We start from the raw sequence: 15,895 nt of genomic DNA, 5'->3' as shown, positions 1-15,895 counted from the left end.
GGACAGCCGGGCCCGGAGGCTCAGGGAAGGGCTCTCATGAAGGATCGGGCGGCGCGGACGGCGCACGGAAGGTGTGGCTCAGACACACGGGAGGTCGATCCCCAGGTCTGCGGTGGCCCGGGGCCCGGGCTCACGGGAGCGACGGGGCGGGTGCCGGACGCGGGGGCGGACGCGGGGGCGGCGCGGGGCTGCGGACAGGGCGGGTCCGGGGGCGGACGCGGGGGCGGCGCGGGGCTGCGGACAGGGCGGGTGCCGGGCGCGGACGCGGGGGCGGCGCGGGGCTGCGGACAGGGCGGGCCCGGGGGCAGGCGCGGGGCTTGCGGGCAGGGCGGGCCCCGGCTGCGGGGCCGGGGGGCGTCCACCCCTTGACCCGTCTGGTCTAGTCCTTTTACGCTCGGCTGACCTCCGCACGCGCGCGGGGTGGCGGACGCCCGGCGGCGGAGTCCCGGCCCTTGCCGTCGTCGGGCTTCCCTCCGCCCGCGCCGGGAGCCCCGAGGCCCGACCTCACGCCCCCGGGCCGAAAAGCTCCTCCTGCGCCGCGTCCCGCGCCGTGAGCAGCGCCCCCCGCAGCACCGCCGCGCCGCCCAGCTCCCCCGCGCGCACCAGCGTGGGCAGCGGGGTCAGCGCCGCCAGCGCGGATTCCACCCGGGCCGCCAGCTCCGCGCCGCCCGCCAGCCCCACCTCGCCGCCGAGGACCACACACCCCGGGTCGAGGACGGAGACCACCGCCGCCGCGCCGACGGCCAGCCGCCCGGCGAGCGCGTCCAGAAAGGCGTCCTCGCCGGCCGCCACCGCCTCGGACACGAGCGCGGCCGCCGCCGGACCCGGCGCGTCCGGGGCCTTGACGCCGTGCTCCTCGGCGAGGACGGAGACGGCGCCCGAACCGGCCAGCGAGTGGAAGCCGCCGTCGCAGCCGTGGGCGGTCGGCAGCCCCCCGGTGCCCGGCACCGGAAGGAATCCGATCTCGCCCGCGCCGCCCGACGCGCCCCGGCGCAGCCGGCCGTCGAGGAAGAGCGCCGCGCCCACCCCGTGGCCGAGCCAGAGGAAGGCGAAGGTGTCACGGCCCCGGGCCGCGCCGGCCCGCTGCTCAGCGACGGCGGCCAGATTGGTCTCGTTCTCCGGCACCACCCGCGCGGGGAGTCGTTTCTGCAGCTCGGCGACGAGCAGCCGGTGCCAGGCGGGCAGGCCCGTGGCGTCGCGCAGCTCCCCGGTGGCCGGGTCGATCAGACCGGGCACGCCGATGCCGACGCTGTGCAGCCGGGCCGCGCCCGCGTCCCGCGCGGTCCGCTCCAGCAGCGCCACCGCCCGCTCCACCGCGGGCTCGGGTCGGGTGTCGCCGTCGATGGGCAGATACGCCTCGGCCAGGGTGTCGCCGAGAAGGTCGGCGACGACGAGCGAGACGCCCTGGGTGCGGACGTCGAGGGCCGCGAGATGGGCCCGGTCGGCGACGATTCCGTACACCCGGGCGTTGGGGCCGCGACGGCGGGCGCCCGTCTCCCCGACGACGCGGATGAGCCCCGACTCCTGGAGCCGCTCGACCAGATCGGCGACCGTGGGCCGGGAGAGTCCGGTCATGGATTTCAGCTGTCCGGCCGTCAACGGGCCCTCGCTCTGAAGCAGTTCGAGCGCGAGCCGATCGTTGATGGCCCGGGCGGTGCTCGGGGATGCGGGCATGCCGGAATCCTTTCAGATCGACTTCCCCCGTCGTGACCATTATCTATCAGGCAGGGTTCCTGATAGTTTACTCCTCACCAACGGACAGGGGAGGAACGCCGACATGGCGCACGAAGCGGTCGCGGAGCGGCAACGATGGAAACGGGCGCGGTTCGCCGTGGCGGCGGTGTTCTGCGTGCACGGGGCGGTGACCGGAAGCTTCGCCACCCGTATCCCGTGGATCCAGGACCACGCCGGCGTCAGCGCCGGACAGCTCGGGCTCGCGCTCGCCTTCCCCGCCATCGGCGCGTCGCTGACGATGCCGCTGGCCGGTGCGGTGAGCCACCGCTTCGGCGCGCGCAACGCCCTGCGCGGACTGCTCGCGCTGTGGACCCTGGCGCTGGTGCTCCCCGCCCTCGCCCCGAATCTGCTCGCCCTGTGCGGGGCGCTGTTCCTGTACGGGGCCGCCGCCGGGCTGTCGGACGTGGCGATGAACGCGCTCGGCGTGGAGACGGAGAACCGGCTCGGCCGCTCGATCATGTCCAGCCTGCACGGCATGTGGAGCGTGGGCACGCTGATCGGCTCGGCGGGCGGCACCCTCGCCGCGCATCTGGGCACCGACGCCCGGCTGCACCACGCGCTGGCGGCCGCGGTGCTGACGGTGCTCGGGCTGATCGCCTGCCAGGGAGTGCTGGACCTGCGGAGCACCCCCGACGAGGAGGCCCCGCCGAGGTTCGCGCTGCCGCCCAAGTCCGCGGTGATCATCGGCGCGGTCGGATTCTGCGCGGTCTTCGCGGAGGGCGCGAGCCTGGACTGGTCGGCGGTCTACCTCCGCGACGAGCTGGGGACCTCGGCCGGTCTCGCGGCCGCCTCCACCACGGCGTTCGCGCTCACGATGGCGGTGGCCCGGCTGGTCGGCGACCGGGTGGTGGACCGGTTCGGCGCGGTGCGCACGGTCCGGTGGGGCGGCGTCCTGGCGACCGGCGGCGGTCTGCTGGTCGTGCTGGCCCCCCATCCGGCCCTGGCGCTGGCCGGCTTCGGACTCATCGGCCTCGGCGTGGCCGTGGTCGTCCCGATCGCCTTCGCCGCGGCCGCCCGGAGCGGGCCGCGCCCCTCCCAGGCCATCGCGGGCGTCGCGACGATCACCTACACCTCGGGGCTGATCGCCCCGTCGGCGATCGGCGCGGTGGCGGACGCGACCAGCCTGATCGTCTCCTTCGGACTGGTGACGGCGCTGGCCTTCGGACTGATCCTGGGCGCGGGCGTGCTCCGCTCGGCCCGCGCGGAACAGCCGGCCGGCGCCTCGGGGGACCGCTCCGCGTCGGAGTCGACGGTCTGAGACCCGGGCCCGGAGCCCGGTCGGCGCCGGGTACGGACCCGGCGCGGTGCGGTGCGGCGGGGCCCGACTCCCCGCGCCCCGGGCCGCCGTTACCCACCTGGCCGCCCCCTCCCCCGCCCATCCGTGAGGGGAGGCGTTCCGGCCAACCGCCCGTCCCTCGGGCCGGGCCCGCGAGCCCGGCCCGGACGGAGACGCGCGGAAGGCGCCCGCCCGCCGTGTACCCCCGGCCAGGCCCCGGCGGCTCCGGGGGCCGGAACGCGGGCCCGGGCGGACCCGGCCAGGTCCGGCCCCGGCGTACGGCTCCGGCGTCTCGCGTACGGCTCCGGCCTCCGCCCCCTGCCCCGGCCGGGCCCGGCCCCAGGCCCCCGGGTGGTCCTCCCCCGCACGGCCGCGGCCGAGGGAACCCCTGGCCGAAACTCGCACTACCATTGCGCCGATCCTCGAACACCCCCCAAGGACACAGAAGGAGCGGCCCGTGAACCTCGGCGTGCGCTGGACCCTGCACGGCGACGGGCGGAACCCCGCTCCGGGAGCCGTCGTACGCCCCGACGAACGGCTCTCCTGGCCGCGGACGGCGGGCCTCGGCGCCCAGCACGTCGTGGCCATGTTCGGCGCGTCGTTCGTCGCGCCGGTGCTCATGGGGCTCGACCCCAACCTCGCGATCATGATGTCCGGCGTCGCGACGATGATCTTCCTGCTGGCCACCCGGGGCCGGGTGCCCAGCTATCTCGGCTGTTCGCTCTCCTTCGTCGGAGTGGCCGCCGCCATCCGGGCGGGCGGCGGCGACAGCGCGACCGTCACGGGCGCGGTCCTCGTCGTCGGCGCGGCGCTCTTCCTCGCCGGGCTGGCCGTCCAGCGCTTCGGCGCGCGGATCATCCACGCCGCGATGCCGCCGATCGTGACCGGCGCGGTCGTCATGCTGATCGGCTTCAATCTGGCCCCGGTCACCGCCAGCACCTACTGGCCGCAGGACCAGTGGACCGCGCTGCTGACGATGCTCTTCACCGGGCTCGCCGTGGTCTGTCTGCGCGGCTTCCTCTCCCGTATCGCGATCTTCCTCGGGCTGGTCTTCGGCTATCTGCTCTCCTGGGTCCTGGACCGGGTCTTCGGCAAGATCCACTCGCCGCTGGGCGGCGGCGAGGCCGTCGACCACTGGCGGCTCGACTTCTCCGCGGTGGGCCGGGCCGACTGGATCGGACTGCCCTCCTTCCACGGCCCCAGCTTCGAGTGGTCGGCGATCCTGGTCGCGCTCCCCGTGGTCATCGCGCTGATCGCGGAGAACGCCGGACACGTCAAGGCCGTCGGCGAGATGACCGGCGACCCTCTCGACGACAAGCTCGGCACCGCGATCGCCGCCGACGGCGCGGCGTCGGTGCTCTCCACCGCCGTGGGCGGCCCGCCCAACACCACGTACTCCGAGAACATCGGCGTGATGGCCGCCACCCGCGTCTACTCCACCGCCGCCTACTGGGCCGCCGCCGGATTCGCCCTGCTCTTCGGGCTCTGCCCGAAGTTCGGCGCGGTGGTGGCGGCCATCCCCGGCGGAGTCCTCGGCGGGATCACCGTGATCCTCTACGGGATGATCGGCCTGCTCGGCGCGCAGATCTGGATCAACGCCAAGGTCGATCTGAGCAATCCGCTGAATCTGGTCCCGGCCGCCGCGGGCATCGTCATCGGCGTCGGCGGCGTCAGCCTGAAGATCACCGACAGCTTCGAGCTGGGCGGCATCGCGCTCGGCACGATCGTGGTCATCACCGGCTACCACGTCCTGCGCGCCTTCGCCCCGGCGCATCTGAAGGAGCAGCGTCCGCTCCTGGACGAGGGCACCTCGGCGTACGACTCCGGCAGCGCGGGCTCCGGCCCCGCGACCCGCGGCGGCGGCAAGAGCGGCGGCGAGCGCTAGCCGTACGTCCCCCGTTCCGGGGAAGTCCGGGCCGCGCGCCCCGGGAACGGCGCGCCGGCTGGGACGCTGCACCCATGGCGTACAGGGAACGGACCACGACGGAGACGGCCGGCATGGCGGACGTCGTGGCGCGGATGCGGGATCTCGGCTCCCGTCGGCCGGCGGCCGACGGGGTGAGCGTCTTCAACCGGGTCTGTCTCGCGGTGAACGAGGAGATCGGCCGGCGGGTCGACGCGGGCGAGTTCGGCGACCGCCGGGCGGCGACCTCGCTGAGCGTGCTCTTCGCCGGGCGCTATCTCTCGGCGGTGGCGGCGGCGGAGCGCGGGGCCCGGCCGCCCGCCTGCTGGCGGCCGCTGTTCCAGTACCGCCACCACCCCGGGATCCGCGCGGTGCAGTTCGCCCTGGCCGGGATCAACGCGCACATCGGGCACGATCTGGCGCTCGCCGTGGTCGACTCCTGCCGGGCGCTGGGCTGCGAGCCCGCGGATCTGGAGAAGGACTTCGACCGCGTCGGCGACGTCCTCGCCCTCGTGGAGGAGCGGGTCCGCGAGGATCTGATGCCCGGCCCCGATGTGCTGGAGCTGGCCGATCCGCTCACCCATCTGGCGGGGGCCTGGAGCCTGGACCGGGCCCGCGACGGGGCCTGGTCGGCGGCCCGGCTGCTGTGGCGGATCCGGGATCTGCCCCAGCTCGCCGAGGAGTTCGCCGAGCGGCTGGACGCGGGGGCGGGGCTGGTGGGCCGCTGTCTGCTGACGCCGTGTCCCTGACCCGGACCGCCGGACGGGGCCGCCGTGCCCCTCCGGCCGGACCGTCACGCCGACAGCCCTGACCCGGCCCCGGCCCGGACCACGGGTCCGGCCGGTCCGGGCCCGGACCGTCAGTCCTCCGGCAGCTCCACCGGCGCGATCTCGTCGTACACATCGCCCGGACCGGGGTTCCCCGGGTCCGTCGCGCCGCCGAAGTGCGTCATCACGCCCCAGACCGCGTTCAGCGCGGTCTGGACGGCTCCCTCGGCCCAGCCCGCCGTCCAGGAGATGTCGTCGCCCGCCAGGAAGATGCCCCGCTTGTCCTCGGGCAGCCGGTCCTGCATGAAGTGGGTGAACAGCCGCCGCTGGTAGCGGTAGTGACCGGGCAGATTGGCCTTGAACGCGCCCATGAAGTACGGCTCGTTCTCCCAGGAGACCGTCACGGGGTCGCCGATGACGTGCCGCCGGATGTCGACCTTCGGATAGATCTCGCCCAGCGACTTCAGCATGACCTCCATCCGCTCGTGCGCCGAGAGCGGCAGCCACTTGAGGCTGTCGTCGCACCAGGTGTACGAGAGGCAGATGACGGCGGGCGCGTCGGGCCCGTTGTCCAGCAGATACGTGCCGCGGGTCATCCGGTCGGTGAGCGTCATCGACATCGCGTCCCGCCCGGTCTCCTCGTCCTTGTCCAGCCAGAACGGCCGGTCGACGGGGACGAAGAGCTTGGACGACTCCATGTAGTGGGTGCGCTCGATCGCCGTCCAGTGGTCGATCGGGAAGAGCGAGTCGTCACAGGCGATCTTGGACAGCAGCATCCAGGACTGCGCGGTGAAGACGGCCGCCTCATAGGTGCGGATGGAGCCCGAGGCGTCGGTGACCGTGATCCGGTTGCCCGCGGTGCGGTTCAGCCGGGTCACGGCGGGCTTCGGGTCGCCGCCGTGCAGGGAGGCGAGCGAGGTGCCGAGCGGCCAGTGGACGATCTTCGACGGCTCGCGGTCCCACAGCCGCAGCGGAAGCTGCTGGCTGCCCTCCACGATGCCCCGGTGGTGGTCGTCCGCCTCGGAGTACACCACCCGGAGGATCTCCAGGATCGAGTTGGGGAAGTCGGTGTCCCAGCCTCCGGTGCCGAAGCCGACCTGGCCGAAGATCTCGCGGTGGCGGAAGGAGGCGAACGACTCGGAGTCGCAGAGGAAGCCGTAGAAGGTCTGGTTGTCCAGCTTCTCCACCAGCCGCGCCCAGATCTCCCGGATCCGCGGCACGTCGCGCTCGCGCATCGCGCGGTTCATGTCCGAGAAGTCCGCGCCCTCCTCCAGACAGGCGTTCCAGGCGTCCATCACATCGCGGTAGACCTGCGGCAGGTCGTCGATGGTCTCGGCGTAGTGGGTCTCGCCCTTGAGATCGACCACGGTGGAGGGGGTGCCCGGGGCGAGCGGGTTCGGGAACGGGGTGGTGGTCAGCCCGACCAGGTCGATGTAGTGCTGGAGCGCCGTGGAGGACGGCGGGAAGCGCATCGCGCCCATCTCGGCGCTGAGCGAGGGATCGCAGCCCTCGAAACCGACCGTGCGCAGCCGTCCGCCGATCCGGTCCGCCTCGTAGACGACCGGCTTGAGCCCCATCTTCATCAGCTCGTACGCGGTGATCAGCCCGGAGAGACCGCCGCCGATCACCGCGACCTCGGTGCCGTGCTCGGTCGCGGGGATCTGGCCGAGCCCGGCGGGGTGGGCGAGGAAGTCGTCGTACGCGTACGGGAAGTCCGGGCCGAACATGGTGATCGGCGGCTGCGCGTCGGTGCGCTGGACGGCGGTGGGCACCGTGGACGTCATGGGGTACGGACTCCTTGCACGGGAAAAACGGAAGAGCGGGGGAAGCGGAGGGACCGCGGGGCGGGCGCGTCGCGGGAGGGTCAGGCCGGCGGCGCGTACAGATCGGGGCGGCGGTCGCGGAGATAGGGATTGGCCGCCCGGGAGGCGCGGAGGAGATCCGGGTCGACCTCGCCGAACACCAGCTCCTCGCCCCGCCCGGCCCGGGTCCTGGCCACTCCGTCCGGTCCGGCCAGACAGCTCAGACCGACGAACTCGAACGCGCCCTCGGAGCCGGTCCGGTTGACGTACGCGATGTACAGCTGGCTCTCGAAGGCCCGTACCGGAATCATCGACTCGGCGACGAACTGGAAGGGGTGCATCTGCGCCGTGGGCACCACCAGCAGATCCGTGCCCGCCAGCGCGTGCGCCCGGACGTTCTCCGGGAACTCCACGTCGTAGCAGATCAGCATCCCGATCCGGACGCCGTCCAGCTCCGCCTGGACGACCGGCCGGTCGCCGGGGGTGAACCAGCGCTGTTCGAAGGGGCCGAAGAGATGCGTCTTGCGGTAGCCCGCCAGCCGCTCGCCCGAGGAGTCGATGAGCTGTACGGAGTTGAAGATCCGCTCCCCGTCGCGCTCGGGGTATCCGTAGGCGATCGCGAGGCCGTGGCGGGCGGCGATCTCGGCGACGGTCCCGGCGGCGGGGCCGTCGGCGGTCTCGGCCAGCGCGGGCACCCGGTCGCGGATCGCGTACCCGGTCAGGAACATCTCCGAGGTGATCAGCAGCCGCGCCCCGCCCTCGGCGGCACGGGCCGCCGCGGCGTCGAGCGCCGTCAGATTCTCACCGGGCGAGCCCGGCCGTCCGGAGCTCTGGAGCAGTGCGGTGCGCAGCGGCGGCATGGCTGACCTCGGGCGATGTACGGGGTGGGAAGCACCGGGGAGTCCCGGGGCACAGAGAACCTTCAAAACCGTACGGTCCGGGCTCGGGTGCGGGCAAGGCGCGAGCGTTGCGCTCCGACAGGCGATTCGTTGCGCGATGCGAACCGCCGGCGGCGATTCATTGCGCGGAGTGCGGCTCCGGCGGCCGTATACGGCTCCGCCGCGCGGCCGGGGCCCCTCCGCCGGTGGTACGGGACGCCGCCCGCCGCGCGGCGGAGACGGGGGCGTCCTCGGGGACGATGCGCCGGGGGCGCGGCGGCGGAAGAGTGGGGCCTGCCCGGTTCGTCCGACGCCGCTGATCGAGAGGGCCGCCATGAGGTGCTCCGTACCGTCCCGTGAGAGACGTCACCGCCGTGAGAGACGCCGGGTGATCGCGTCGGTGAGGACCGGCGCGGGTGGGGCGCACGCGCCACCGAGGCGACCGAGGCGGGTGCGGCGCCGTGGCGGGCGGGGTTCCGCGGCGGGTCCGGCGGGCCGGGTGCGGCGGGGCGTCAGGCGGGCGAACCGGAGGAGTAGCGGCGCAGCAGCGGCGAGAGCACCAGCACGGACTTGGTGCGCTCGACGAAGGGCTCGCCCGCGATCCGCTCCAGGACGCGTTCGAAGTGGCGCATGTCGGAGGCGAAGACCTGGACGATGGCGTCGGCCTCCCCGGTGACGGTGGAGGCGGAGGCGACTTCCGGGTAGCGCTTCAGACCGCGTTCGATGGCCTCGGGGGAGGTGTTGCTGCGGCAGTACAGCTCGATGTACCCCTCGGTCTCCCAGCCCAGCGCGGCCGGGTCGACCCGTACGGTGAAACCGGTGATCGCGCCCACCGCGCGCAGCCGGTCCACCCGCCGCTTCACCGCGGGGGCCGAGAGTCCCACCATCGCGCCGATGTCGGCGTAGGAGCGGCGGGCGTCCTCCGCGAGGGCGTGGACGATGCGTGCGTCGAGGTCGTTGAGGAGCACTGCGGGCGGATCACTTCTCTGCCGGGCCGGTGGGTGGGGTGCGGCGCGAGGCCGTCACCGCAGTAGAACACGGCCGCGCGTCTGATCCGGAACGACGCCCGGCCGGGGCGGCGCCGCCGGCGGAGCGGGTACGCCCAGGCCCACGGGGGTGGACTGGGCGGGGCGGCGGCCCGGCGGGAGCGCCGGGGCGGGGGCCGGTCGCCGGGCGGCGCGCTCGTGTCGGGCGGTGGGCCGGCCCTGCGGGCCTCGGCCGGGTGTGCCGGGAACGAGCGCGCGCCCCGGCCGTGGGACGAGCCGGAGAGTTCCGGTTCGTCCCACGGCCGGGGCGCGCGTGCCCGGGGCCCGGGGGGGTGAGGCCGCCGCGGGCTACTCGGTCGCCAGCAGCCCCTCGCGGAGTCGCGTGGTGATCCGGGTCAGCAGCCGTGACACATGCATCTGCGAGACGCCCAGCTCCGCGCCGATCTCCGACTGGGTCAGCTCGTCGCCGAACCGCATCCGGAGGATCCTGCGGTCGCGCTCGTCCAGCTCCTCGATCAGCGGCTTGAGCGCCTGGACGTTCTCGGCGATCTCCAGATCGGCGTCGGGAGCGCCGAGCCGGTCGGAGAGCGGGGTCGAGGTGTGGTCGGAGGAGTCCTCCATGGGCATGTCGATCGAGCCCGCCGTGTAGCCGTTGCTCGCGACGACGCCCTCGATGACCTCGTTCTGGTCGATCCCGAGGTGCTCCGCCAGCTCGGCGGTGGTCGGGGACCGGTCCAGCCGCTGGGACAGCTCGTCGGTCGCCTTGGCGAGGTCGATCCGCAGCTCCTGGAGCCTGCGCGGCACATGGACGGCCCAGCTGGTGTCCCGGAAGAACCGCTTGATCTCACCGACGATGTAAGGGACGGCGAAGGTGGCGAATTCGACCTCACGGCTCAGCTCGAACCGGTCGATCGCCTTGATCAGGCCGATGGTGCCGACCTGGACGATGTCCTCCATCTGTTCGGCCCGGTTGCGGAACCGGCCGGCTGCGTACTTCACCAGCGCGAGGTTCAGCTCGATGAGCGTGTTCCGCACGTACTGGTGGTCGCGGGTGCCCTCCTCCAGCTCCGCGAGGCGCACGAAGAAGATCCGGGAGATCTCACGCGCGTCCTTGGGGGCCACAGCCCCGGGGTCGGGCACTTCCGGAAGGTGCAGCTCCGTGCTCGGCCCCCGTGTACCCGGCTGTGTGAGTTCGGTCGTGACCTGGCTCGCCGTGAACACTTAGTCCTCCCCTGCTCCGTGGTCAGTGCAAAGGCGCGCCTACCCCGGCGCACACCTTCCATGCCAAAAAACTTTCGGCGGTGTGCGGAAACCGCGGATCCGGCCCCCGAAGACCTCCCGGGGACCGGATCCGGAGCGTACGGCGATCAGCTCCAGCTGGCGTGCAGCGGCTTGCCCTCGGCGTATCCGGCGGCGCTCTGCACACCGACGACGGCCCGCTCGGCGAACTCCTCCAGGGAGCCCGCGCCGGCGTAGGTGCAGGAGGAGCGGACGCCCGCGACGATGGAGTCGATCAGGTCCTCCACACCGGGGCGCTCCGGGTCGAGGAACATCCGCGAGGTGGAGATGCCCTCCTCGAAGAGCGCCTTGCGGGCGCGGTCGTAGGCCGACTCCTCGCTGGTGCGGTTCCGCACGGCCCGCGCGGAGGCCATGCCGAAGGACTCCTTGTAGAGCCGTCCGTCGGCGCTCTGCTGGAGGTCGCCGGGCGACTCGTAGGTGCCGGCGAACCAGGAGCCGACCATGACGTTGGAGGCTCCGGCGGCGAGCGCCATGGCGACGTCGCGCGGGTGGCGCACCCCGCCGTCGGCCCAGACGTGCTTGCCGTACTTCTTCGCCTCGGCGGCGCACTCCAGGACGGCGGAGAACTGCGGCCGGCCGACGCCGGTCATCATGCGCGTGGTGCACATCGCGCCGGGTCCTACGCCGACCTTGATGATGTCCGCGCCGGCCTCGATCAGATCGCGGACGCCCTCGGCGGCGACGATGTTGCCCGCGACGATCGGGACGCGCGGGTCGAGTCCGCGGACCGCCTTGATCGCGGAGATCATCGACTCCTGGTGGCCGTGGGCGGTGTCCACCACGAGGGTGTCGACGCCCGCGTCCAGAAGCTGCTTGGCCTTGCCCGCCACATCGCCGTTGATGCCGACGGCGGCGGCGATGCGCAGCTTCCCGGCCTCGTCGACGGCGGGGGTGTAGAGGGTCGCCCGCAGGGCTCCCTTGCGGGTGAGGATGCCGGCCAGCCTGCCGTCGCCGTCCACCGCGGGGGCGTAGCGCCGGTTGGCGTGGTCGAGGCGGTGGAAGGCCTCGCGGGGGTCTATGTCCGCGTCCAGGAGCAGCAGGTCCGTGGACATGACCTCGCTGAGCTGGGTGAAGCGGTCCACTCCGGCGAGGTCCGCGTCGGTGACGACGCCGACCGGGCGGTGGTCGCCGTCCACGACGACGCCCGCGTCGTGCGCCCGCTTGGGCAGCAGGGAGAGCGCGTCGGCGACGGTCTGGTGGGGGGCGAGGACGATGGGGGTGTCGAGGACCAGATGACGGGTCTTGACCCAGGAGACGACGTCGGTGACGACCTCGATCGGAATGTCCTGGGGGATGACGACGAGGCCGCCCCTGCGGGCCAGCGTCTCGGCCATCCGGCGGCCCGCGATGGCGGTCATGTTGGCGACGACCAGCGGGATGGTGGTGCCGGTGCCGTCGGGCGACGAGAGGTCCACGGCCTGGCGGGAACCGACCGCCGAGCGGCGCGGGACCATGAACACGTCGTCATACGTGAGGTCGTACGGCGGCTTCAGATCATTGAGGAAACGCACGTGCTGAACATCCCAGTCGATCGGAGTTGGCCCCCGGGCAGATGAGCGGGGGAAAACGCACGTACTTCATTGTCCCACGGGGTGGGGCCCGGACCCCGTGGGAGGAAGCTCCAGCGCGCGGGGCCGGGGTCAAGCGGATCCTCCAAAGGGGGGTACGGGCAGGTCAGGGCGTCGCGCCCGGGTTCCCGGGGTCAGCCCTCGCGGGCGAGGGCCCGGCGGACGACGGCCCGGGCGAGGGCGCGCAGGGGGGCGGGCCGCCGTCCGATGCCGAGGATCCGCATCGACGGGTCCATCAGGCATTCGGCGATCAGCGGGCCGAGGGGGGCGAGCGGGCCGGGCAGCCGCTGCTCGAAGACGCTCCGCGCGGAGCGCCACAGGGCCCGGCCCTCGGGTGTGGGGCGGAAGGAGCGGGCCTCGTAGGCGTCCACGAACTCCGCCAGCCGGTCGTGGTCGGCGGGCACTCCGGTCAGACCGAGACGGCGGCCGAGTTCGGCGTGGAAGGCGTGGGAGGCGGCCCGCTCGGCGGCGGTGGGCGGCCGGGGTCCGTACAGCGCCATGAAGCGCAGCGGATGGACGCAGAACAGGCCGAGGACGTAGACGAACGCGTCGTCGTCGGCGGGCAGCCCGTGGTGCGCGGCGCGCAGACGGCGGACGGCGAGCCGGGCCTCCGGTGAGTCGAAGCCGGATTCGAGGAGCTGGAAGAGAGGGAGGCCGGTGGCCTTGGCCCGGGTGAGGGGCTGCCGGAGGATGCCGCCGGAGGCGGCCAGCGCGGTGGCGATCCCGGGGACCGCGAAACAGCGGTAGAAGGCCAGGTTGAGGCCGGTCTTCAGGGCCTTGGGGCTGGTCCGCGCGAGCCGCTGGTAGGCGGCCCAGTCCGGCTCGGCGGGGGCGTACGGATCGGGGGCGGGGGCCTCCGTCCGGGCGGGGGCGTACGGCTCGGAGGCGGCGGCGCCCGGCTCGGCGAGGGAGCCCGCCTCGGCGGCGGTGTCCGCCTCGGCTCGGACGTACGGCTGGGCTCGGACGTACGGCTGGGCGAAGGGGGCCTCCGGATCGGCGGCGGGCTCCGGTCGGGGCGGCGGCGGCCCGGGGGCGGCCGTCACGCCGACGCTCCGGCGGCCTCGCGGACGGCGGGGTGGCCGAGCAGCCGGGCGACGCGCACCAGCTGTTCGCGCTCGACGCGGGCGTCCGCGTCGGTGGCGAGCCGGCCCGGTCCCGCGGGGGCGGGCCGGACGTCGCGGTCCGCGCCCGCCGCGGCCCGGCGGACGGCGCCGAGGAGTCCGGCGGCCTCCTCGGCGGCCCGCAGCTCGGGCCCGCTGAGCCCGTGCTCCCCCGCCCGCCCCCGGATCGCCTCGGCGGGGCCGCCGGTGCGGTAGGGGTGCAGGGAGCGCTGGGCGTCGGTGATCTCGATGATCCGGCGGGTCAGCAGGAATCCGGTGCTGCCCAGGGAGAACCGCCCCAGCAGCGGGGCAGCCGAGGAGAGGACGTGGCGCGGGGCGTGGTCCCGTACCACCGCCTCCCACAGCGGGGCGAGCAGCCGGTAGTCCCGGCGGTCGGCGAGCCATTTGCACAGGACGGGGTAGGAGAAGCCGGTGACGATCAGCGCGGCGCCCAGGGCGGAGGCCATCGGGCCGACGACATTGCTGAGCACGTCGACGCGGTAGGCGCCGGAGGCCGCCCCGGCGATCGCGATGACCTTGGCGATGCCGTAGGCCCCGCAGACGAGGGTGCCGGCGGTGACCGCGAGCAGACCGCGCCGGAGCCGGGGCTCGTCGCGGCCGACCAGCCGGAGATGGCGGCGGCCGATGGCGGCGATGTAGAGGCAGGCGGCGAACCAGCCGGCCTGGTAGAGCAGGAGGAAGACCAGCAGCACCGGGTCGCCCGCCTGGTCGACGTCGAAGGTGAGCGGGGTCTCCGGGCCGGTGGGGGCGGCGCTGAGGAAGAGCACGGCGAGGAGCGCGGCCAGCGCGGTGTAGAGCGCGATCTGACGGCGGATCCGGGGGCGTGCGCCGGTGGTGTCGGAGCGCTCGGTCGGGGTCCACATCAGCGCCATGGCCTGGGCGAGCCCGCCGTAGACGATGACCGAGCCGTACACGAGCAGCGTGGCGAGCTGGGGGACCCCGGTGGTCTCCCCCACCGCGCGGTAGACGGTCGGCGCGGCGAAGAGGAAGGCGGTCGCGCCCCAGAAGAGGGCCGCGGTGGTGATCAGCAGGGGGCCCGAGGGCGCGACCCGCAGCCGCAGCAGTCTCAGCAGGAACATGGTGTACGCGGCACAGCTGACCGTTAGGTAGACGGCGTCGTAGGCGCTCTCAGACACCCGTGCTCCCGATCTCGAAGGAGGCGGTCAGGGCGGGATTGGACTGCCGGGACAGATCGATGCACTGGAGCAGGACGGTGCCGATGACCTCGGCCTCCAGTTCGGCGTCCTCGTCGTAGGCGTCCCGGCCCAGGACCAGTCGTACGACGTCGGGGCTGACCGTGTCGAAGAGGGCCCGGGCCACGTCGTCGTCGATCGCCCCGTGGTCGGCCGGCTCATGGCCGAGGTGGAGGTGGACGAGTTCGTGGCAGACGACCTGGTACTGGAGCAGCGGTCCGGCGTTGGCGTCCACATAGATGTAGTCGGCCTCGTCGGACTGGGCGCAGTAGCCGGAGACGCGCAGCTCCAGGGGTTCGACGAGCAGTCTGATCGGGCGGCCCCGCCGGGCCGCGACGGCGTCGATGACCTCCTGGAGGGAGGGGGCGTCGGGGAGGGCGAGTTCGGTACGGATCCGGCGTGCCCAGCGCCATCGCATCCACCACAGCGACAGGGCGCCCATGTCGTCACCTTCCGGTATGTGCCATCGGCACAGTGCGGGCCGCGAGGAGCACAGGGGCGCCGGCGGGCTCATCCGCCGCCTCCGGGGGGCGCTCCGCCCCAGGAGGTCCCGACCGGTCTCCCTCCCGGAGAACCGCCCGCGGTGTCGCCCGGGGCGCCGACGCCCGGCGAGTCGCCCGGCGCGTCGTGGTCCGGGGCGTCGTCGTCCGGGCTCTCCCCGGAGGCCGCCTCGTACCGGTCGACCAGCCGTCCGACCACATGACGGACGCGTTTGTCGGCCATGGCGCGCAGCAGCCGCAGATTGGCGGTGGCGTGGACGACATAGGGATCGTCGTCGTGGCGGACGAGGAAGTCCCTGGAGTGTCCGAAGCAGGCGGCGACGGCGCTGAGCGGGGCGGCGCTGAAGTAGCCGACGTCGACGTTGAAGTAGTCGGCGTACTTCTGGGCGAGCACGATCGAGGGATTGTTCTTTCCCGCGCGGAGATTGCCGACGTGCTGTTTGTTGCTCTTGAGCGCCTCGGCGACCTCGGTCTGGGTGACCCGTTTGCCCGTCCGGGGCGAGAGCCGGGTGCGGAAGAGGCATTCGAGGCGCTGGGCGAAGAGCCGTTCCCGCTGCTTCTCGCCGATCCCGGGGTCGATCTCGTCCGGGGAGAGGGTCGCGGCGCGCAGCCCGTCGACGTACGCGGTGTCGACTCCGGCGCGGTCGGCGACCTCCGCGCTGCTCCAGGGGCGTTGGAGCGCTGCGGGCTGGATCACGTCGAAGAGGAGGTTCAGCCGTGCGGCCACCCGCCGGGGCAGCTCCGCCGCACCGGACTCATCCGTCATGCGTTGGGGACCTCCCTGGTCACGCGTCCGCGGAGCGATTCACGGCACGAGTAGGCGCGGGGCACACGGGACGGTCAAGGAAAGTTGACTGACCGTCTGGCT

General features: G+C 73.6%; 13 protein-coding genes. 3 read left to right on the top strand and 10 right to left on the bottom strand.

Annotated features, from left to right (window positions below):
- Nucleotides 1–504: 504 nt before the first annotated feature.
- Entirely contained in the window at nt 505–1,674 is a 1,170-nt protein-coding gene (locus tag ACF089_RS04030; protein ID WP_392021401.1) for an ROK family transcriptional regulator, read from the bottom strand.
- Nucleotides 1,675–1,777: 103 nt separating this feature from the next.
- Here ACF089_RS04030 and ACF089_RS04025 point away from each other — a divergent pair, with 103 nt between their 5' ends.
- From ACF089_RS04025 to ACF089_RS04015, 3 genes are all read left to right on the top strand, one after another.
- Nucleotides 1,778–2,992 (top strand): MFS transporter, encoded by a 1,215-nt coding sequence (locus tag ACF089_RS04025; RefSeq protein ID WP_392021398.1) that lies wholly within the window; start codon nt 1,778–1,780, stop codon nt 2,990–2,992.
- A gap of 475 nt (nt 2,993–3,467) precedes the next feature.
- Complete coding sequence (locus ACF089_RS04020; protein ID WP_392021396.1) at nt 3,468–4,895, top strand: uracil-xanthine permease family protein; 1,428 nt, start codon at nt 3,468–3,470, stop codon at nt 4,893–4,895.
- Between the two features lie 74 nt (nt 4,896–4,969).
- Complete coding sequence (locus ACF089_RS04015) at nt 4,970–5,662, top strand: DUF5995 family protein (protein ID WP_392021393.1); 693 nt, start codon at nt 4,970–4,972, stop codon at nt 5,660–5,662.
- Between the two features lie 110 nt (nt 5,663–5,772).
- On the opposite strand, the gene ACF089_RS04010 is transcribed toward ACF089_RS04015, so the two are convergent.
- The 9 genes from ACF089_RS04010 to ACF089_RS03970 all read right to left on the bottom strand — a co-directional run bounded on the left by ACF089_RS04010 (nt 5,773) and on the right by ACF089_RS03970 (nt 15,793).
- Nucleotides 5,773–7,464, bottom strand: a complete 1,692-nt coding sequence (locus tag ACF089_RS04010) for a flavin monoamine oxidase family protein (protein WP_392021390.1) — start codon at nt 7,462–7,464, stop codon at nt 5,773–5,775.
- Nucleotides 7,465–7,544: 80 nt separating this feature from the next.
- The gene (locus tag ACF089_RS04005) at nt 7,545–8,342 is read right to left on the bottom strand and encodes a carbon-nitrogen hydrolase family protein (RefSeq protein WP_392021388.1); all 798 of its coding nucleotides are present in this window, start codon (nt 8,340–8,342) and stop codon (nt 7,545–7,547) included.
- A 530-nt stretch (nt 8,343–8,872) separates the two neighbouring features.
- Nucleotides 8,873–9,328, bottom strand: coding sequence for an Lrp/AsnC family transcriptional regulator (locus ACF089_RS04000; protein WP_392021385.1), 456 nt, complete (start codon nt 9,326–9,328; stop codon nt 8,873–8,875).
- 366 nt (nt 9,329–9,694) lie between these two features.
- The gene (locus ACF089_RS03995) at nt 9,695–10,567 is read right to left on the bottom strand and encodes an RNA polymerase sigma factor SigF (protein WP_392021383.1); all 873 of its coding nucleotides are present in this window, start codon (nt 10,565–10,567) and stop codon (nt 9,695–9,697) included.
- A 146-nt stretch (nt 10,568–10,713) separates the two neighbouring features.
- Nucleotides 10,714–12,156, bottom strand: coding sequence for a GuaB1 family IMP dehydrogenase-related protein (locus ACF089_RS03990; RefSeq protein WP_392021381.1), 1,443 nt, complete (start codon nt 12,154–12,156; stop codon nt 10,714–10,716).
- 191 nt (nt 12,157–12,347) lie between these two features.
- Nucleotides 12,348–13,256 carry an oxygenase MpaB family protein gene (locus ACF089_RS03985; RefSeq protein ID WP_392021379.1) on the bottom strand — a complete coding sequence of 303 codons (909 nt, stop codon included), beginning with the start codon at nt 13,254–13,256 and terminating at the stop codon, nt 12,348–12,350.
- Complete coding sequence (locus ACF089_RS03980; RefSeq protein WP_392021377.1) at nt 13,253–14,470, bottom strand: MAB_1171c family putative transporter; 1,218 nt, start codon at nt 14,468–14,470, stop codon at nt 13,253–13,255. The genes ACF089_RS03985 and ACF089_RS03980 overlap by 4 nt, the downstream gene beginning before the upstream one ends.
- Nucleotides 14,463–14,969 carry a hypothetical protein gene (locus ACF089_RS03975; RefSeq protein ID WP_392021374.1) on the bottom strand — a complete coding sequence of 169 codons (507 nt, stop codon included), beginning with the start codon at nt 14,967–14,969 and terminating at the stop codon, nt 14,463–14,465. Before ACF089_RS03975 ends, ACF089_RS03980 begins: the two co-directional genes overlap by 8 nt.
- Before the next feature lie 68 nt (nt 14,970–15,037).
- Nucleotides 15,038–15,793 (bottom strand): helix-turn-helix transcriptional regulator, encoded by a 756-nt coding sequence (locus ACF089_RS03970; protein ID WP_392021371.1) that lies wholly within the window; start codon nt 15,791–15,793, stop codon nt 15,038–15,040.
- Nucleotides 15,794–15,895: the final 102 nt, after the last annotated feature.

This window comes from Streptomyces sp. NPDC014894 (assembly GCF_043080985.1).
Lineage (GTDB): Bacteria > Actinomycetota > Actinomycetes > Streptomycetales > Streptomycetaceae > Streptomyces.
This window is presented reverse-complemented; position numbering and strand designations above follow the sequence as displayed.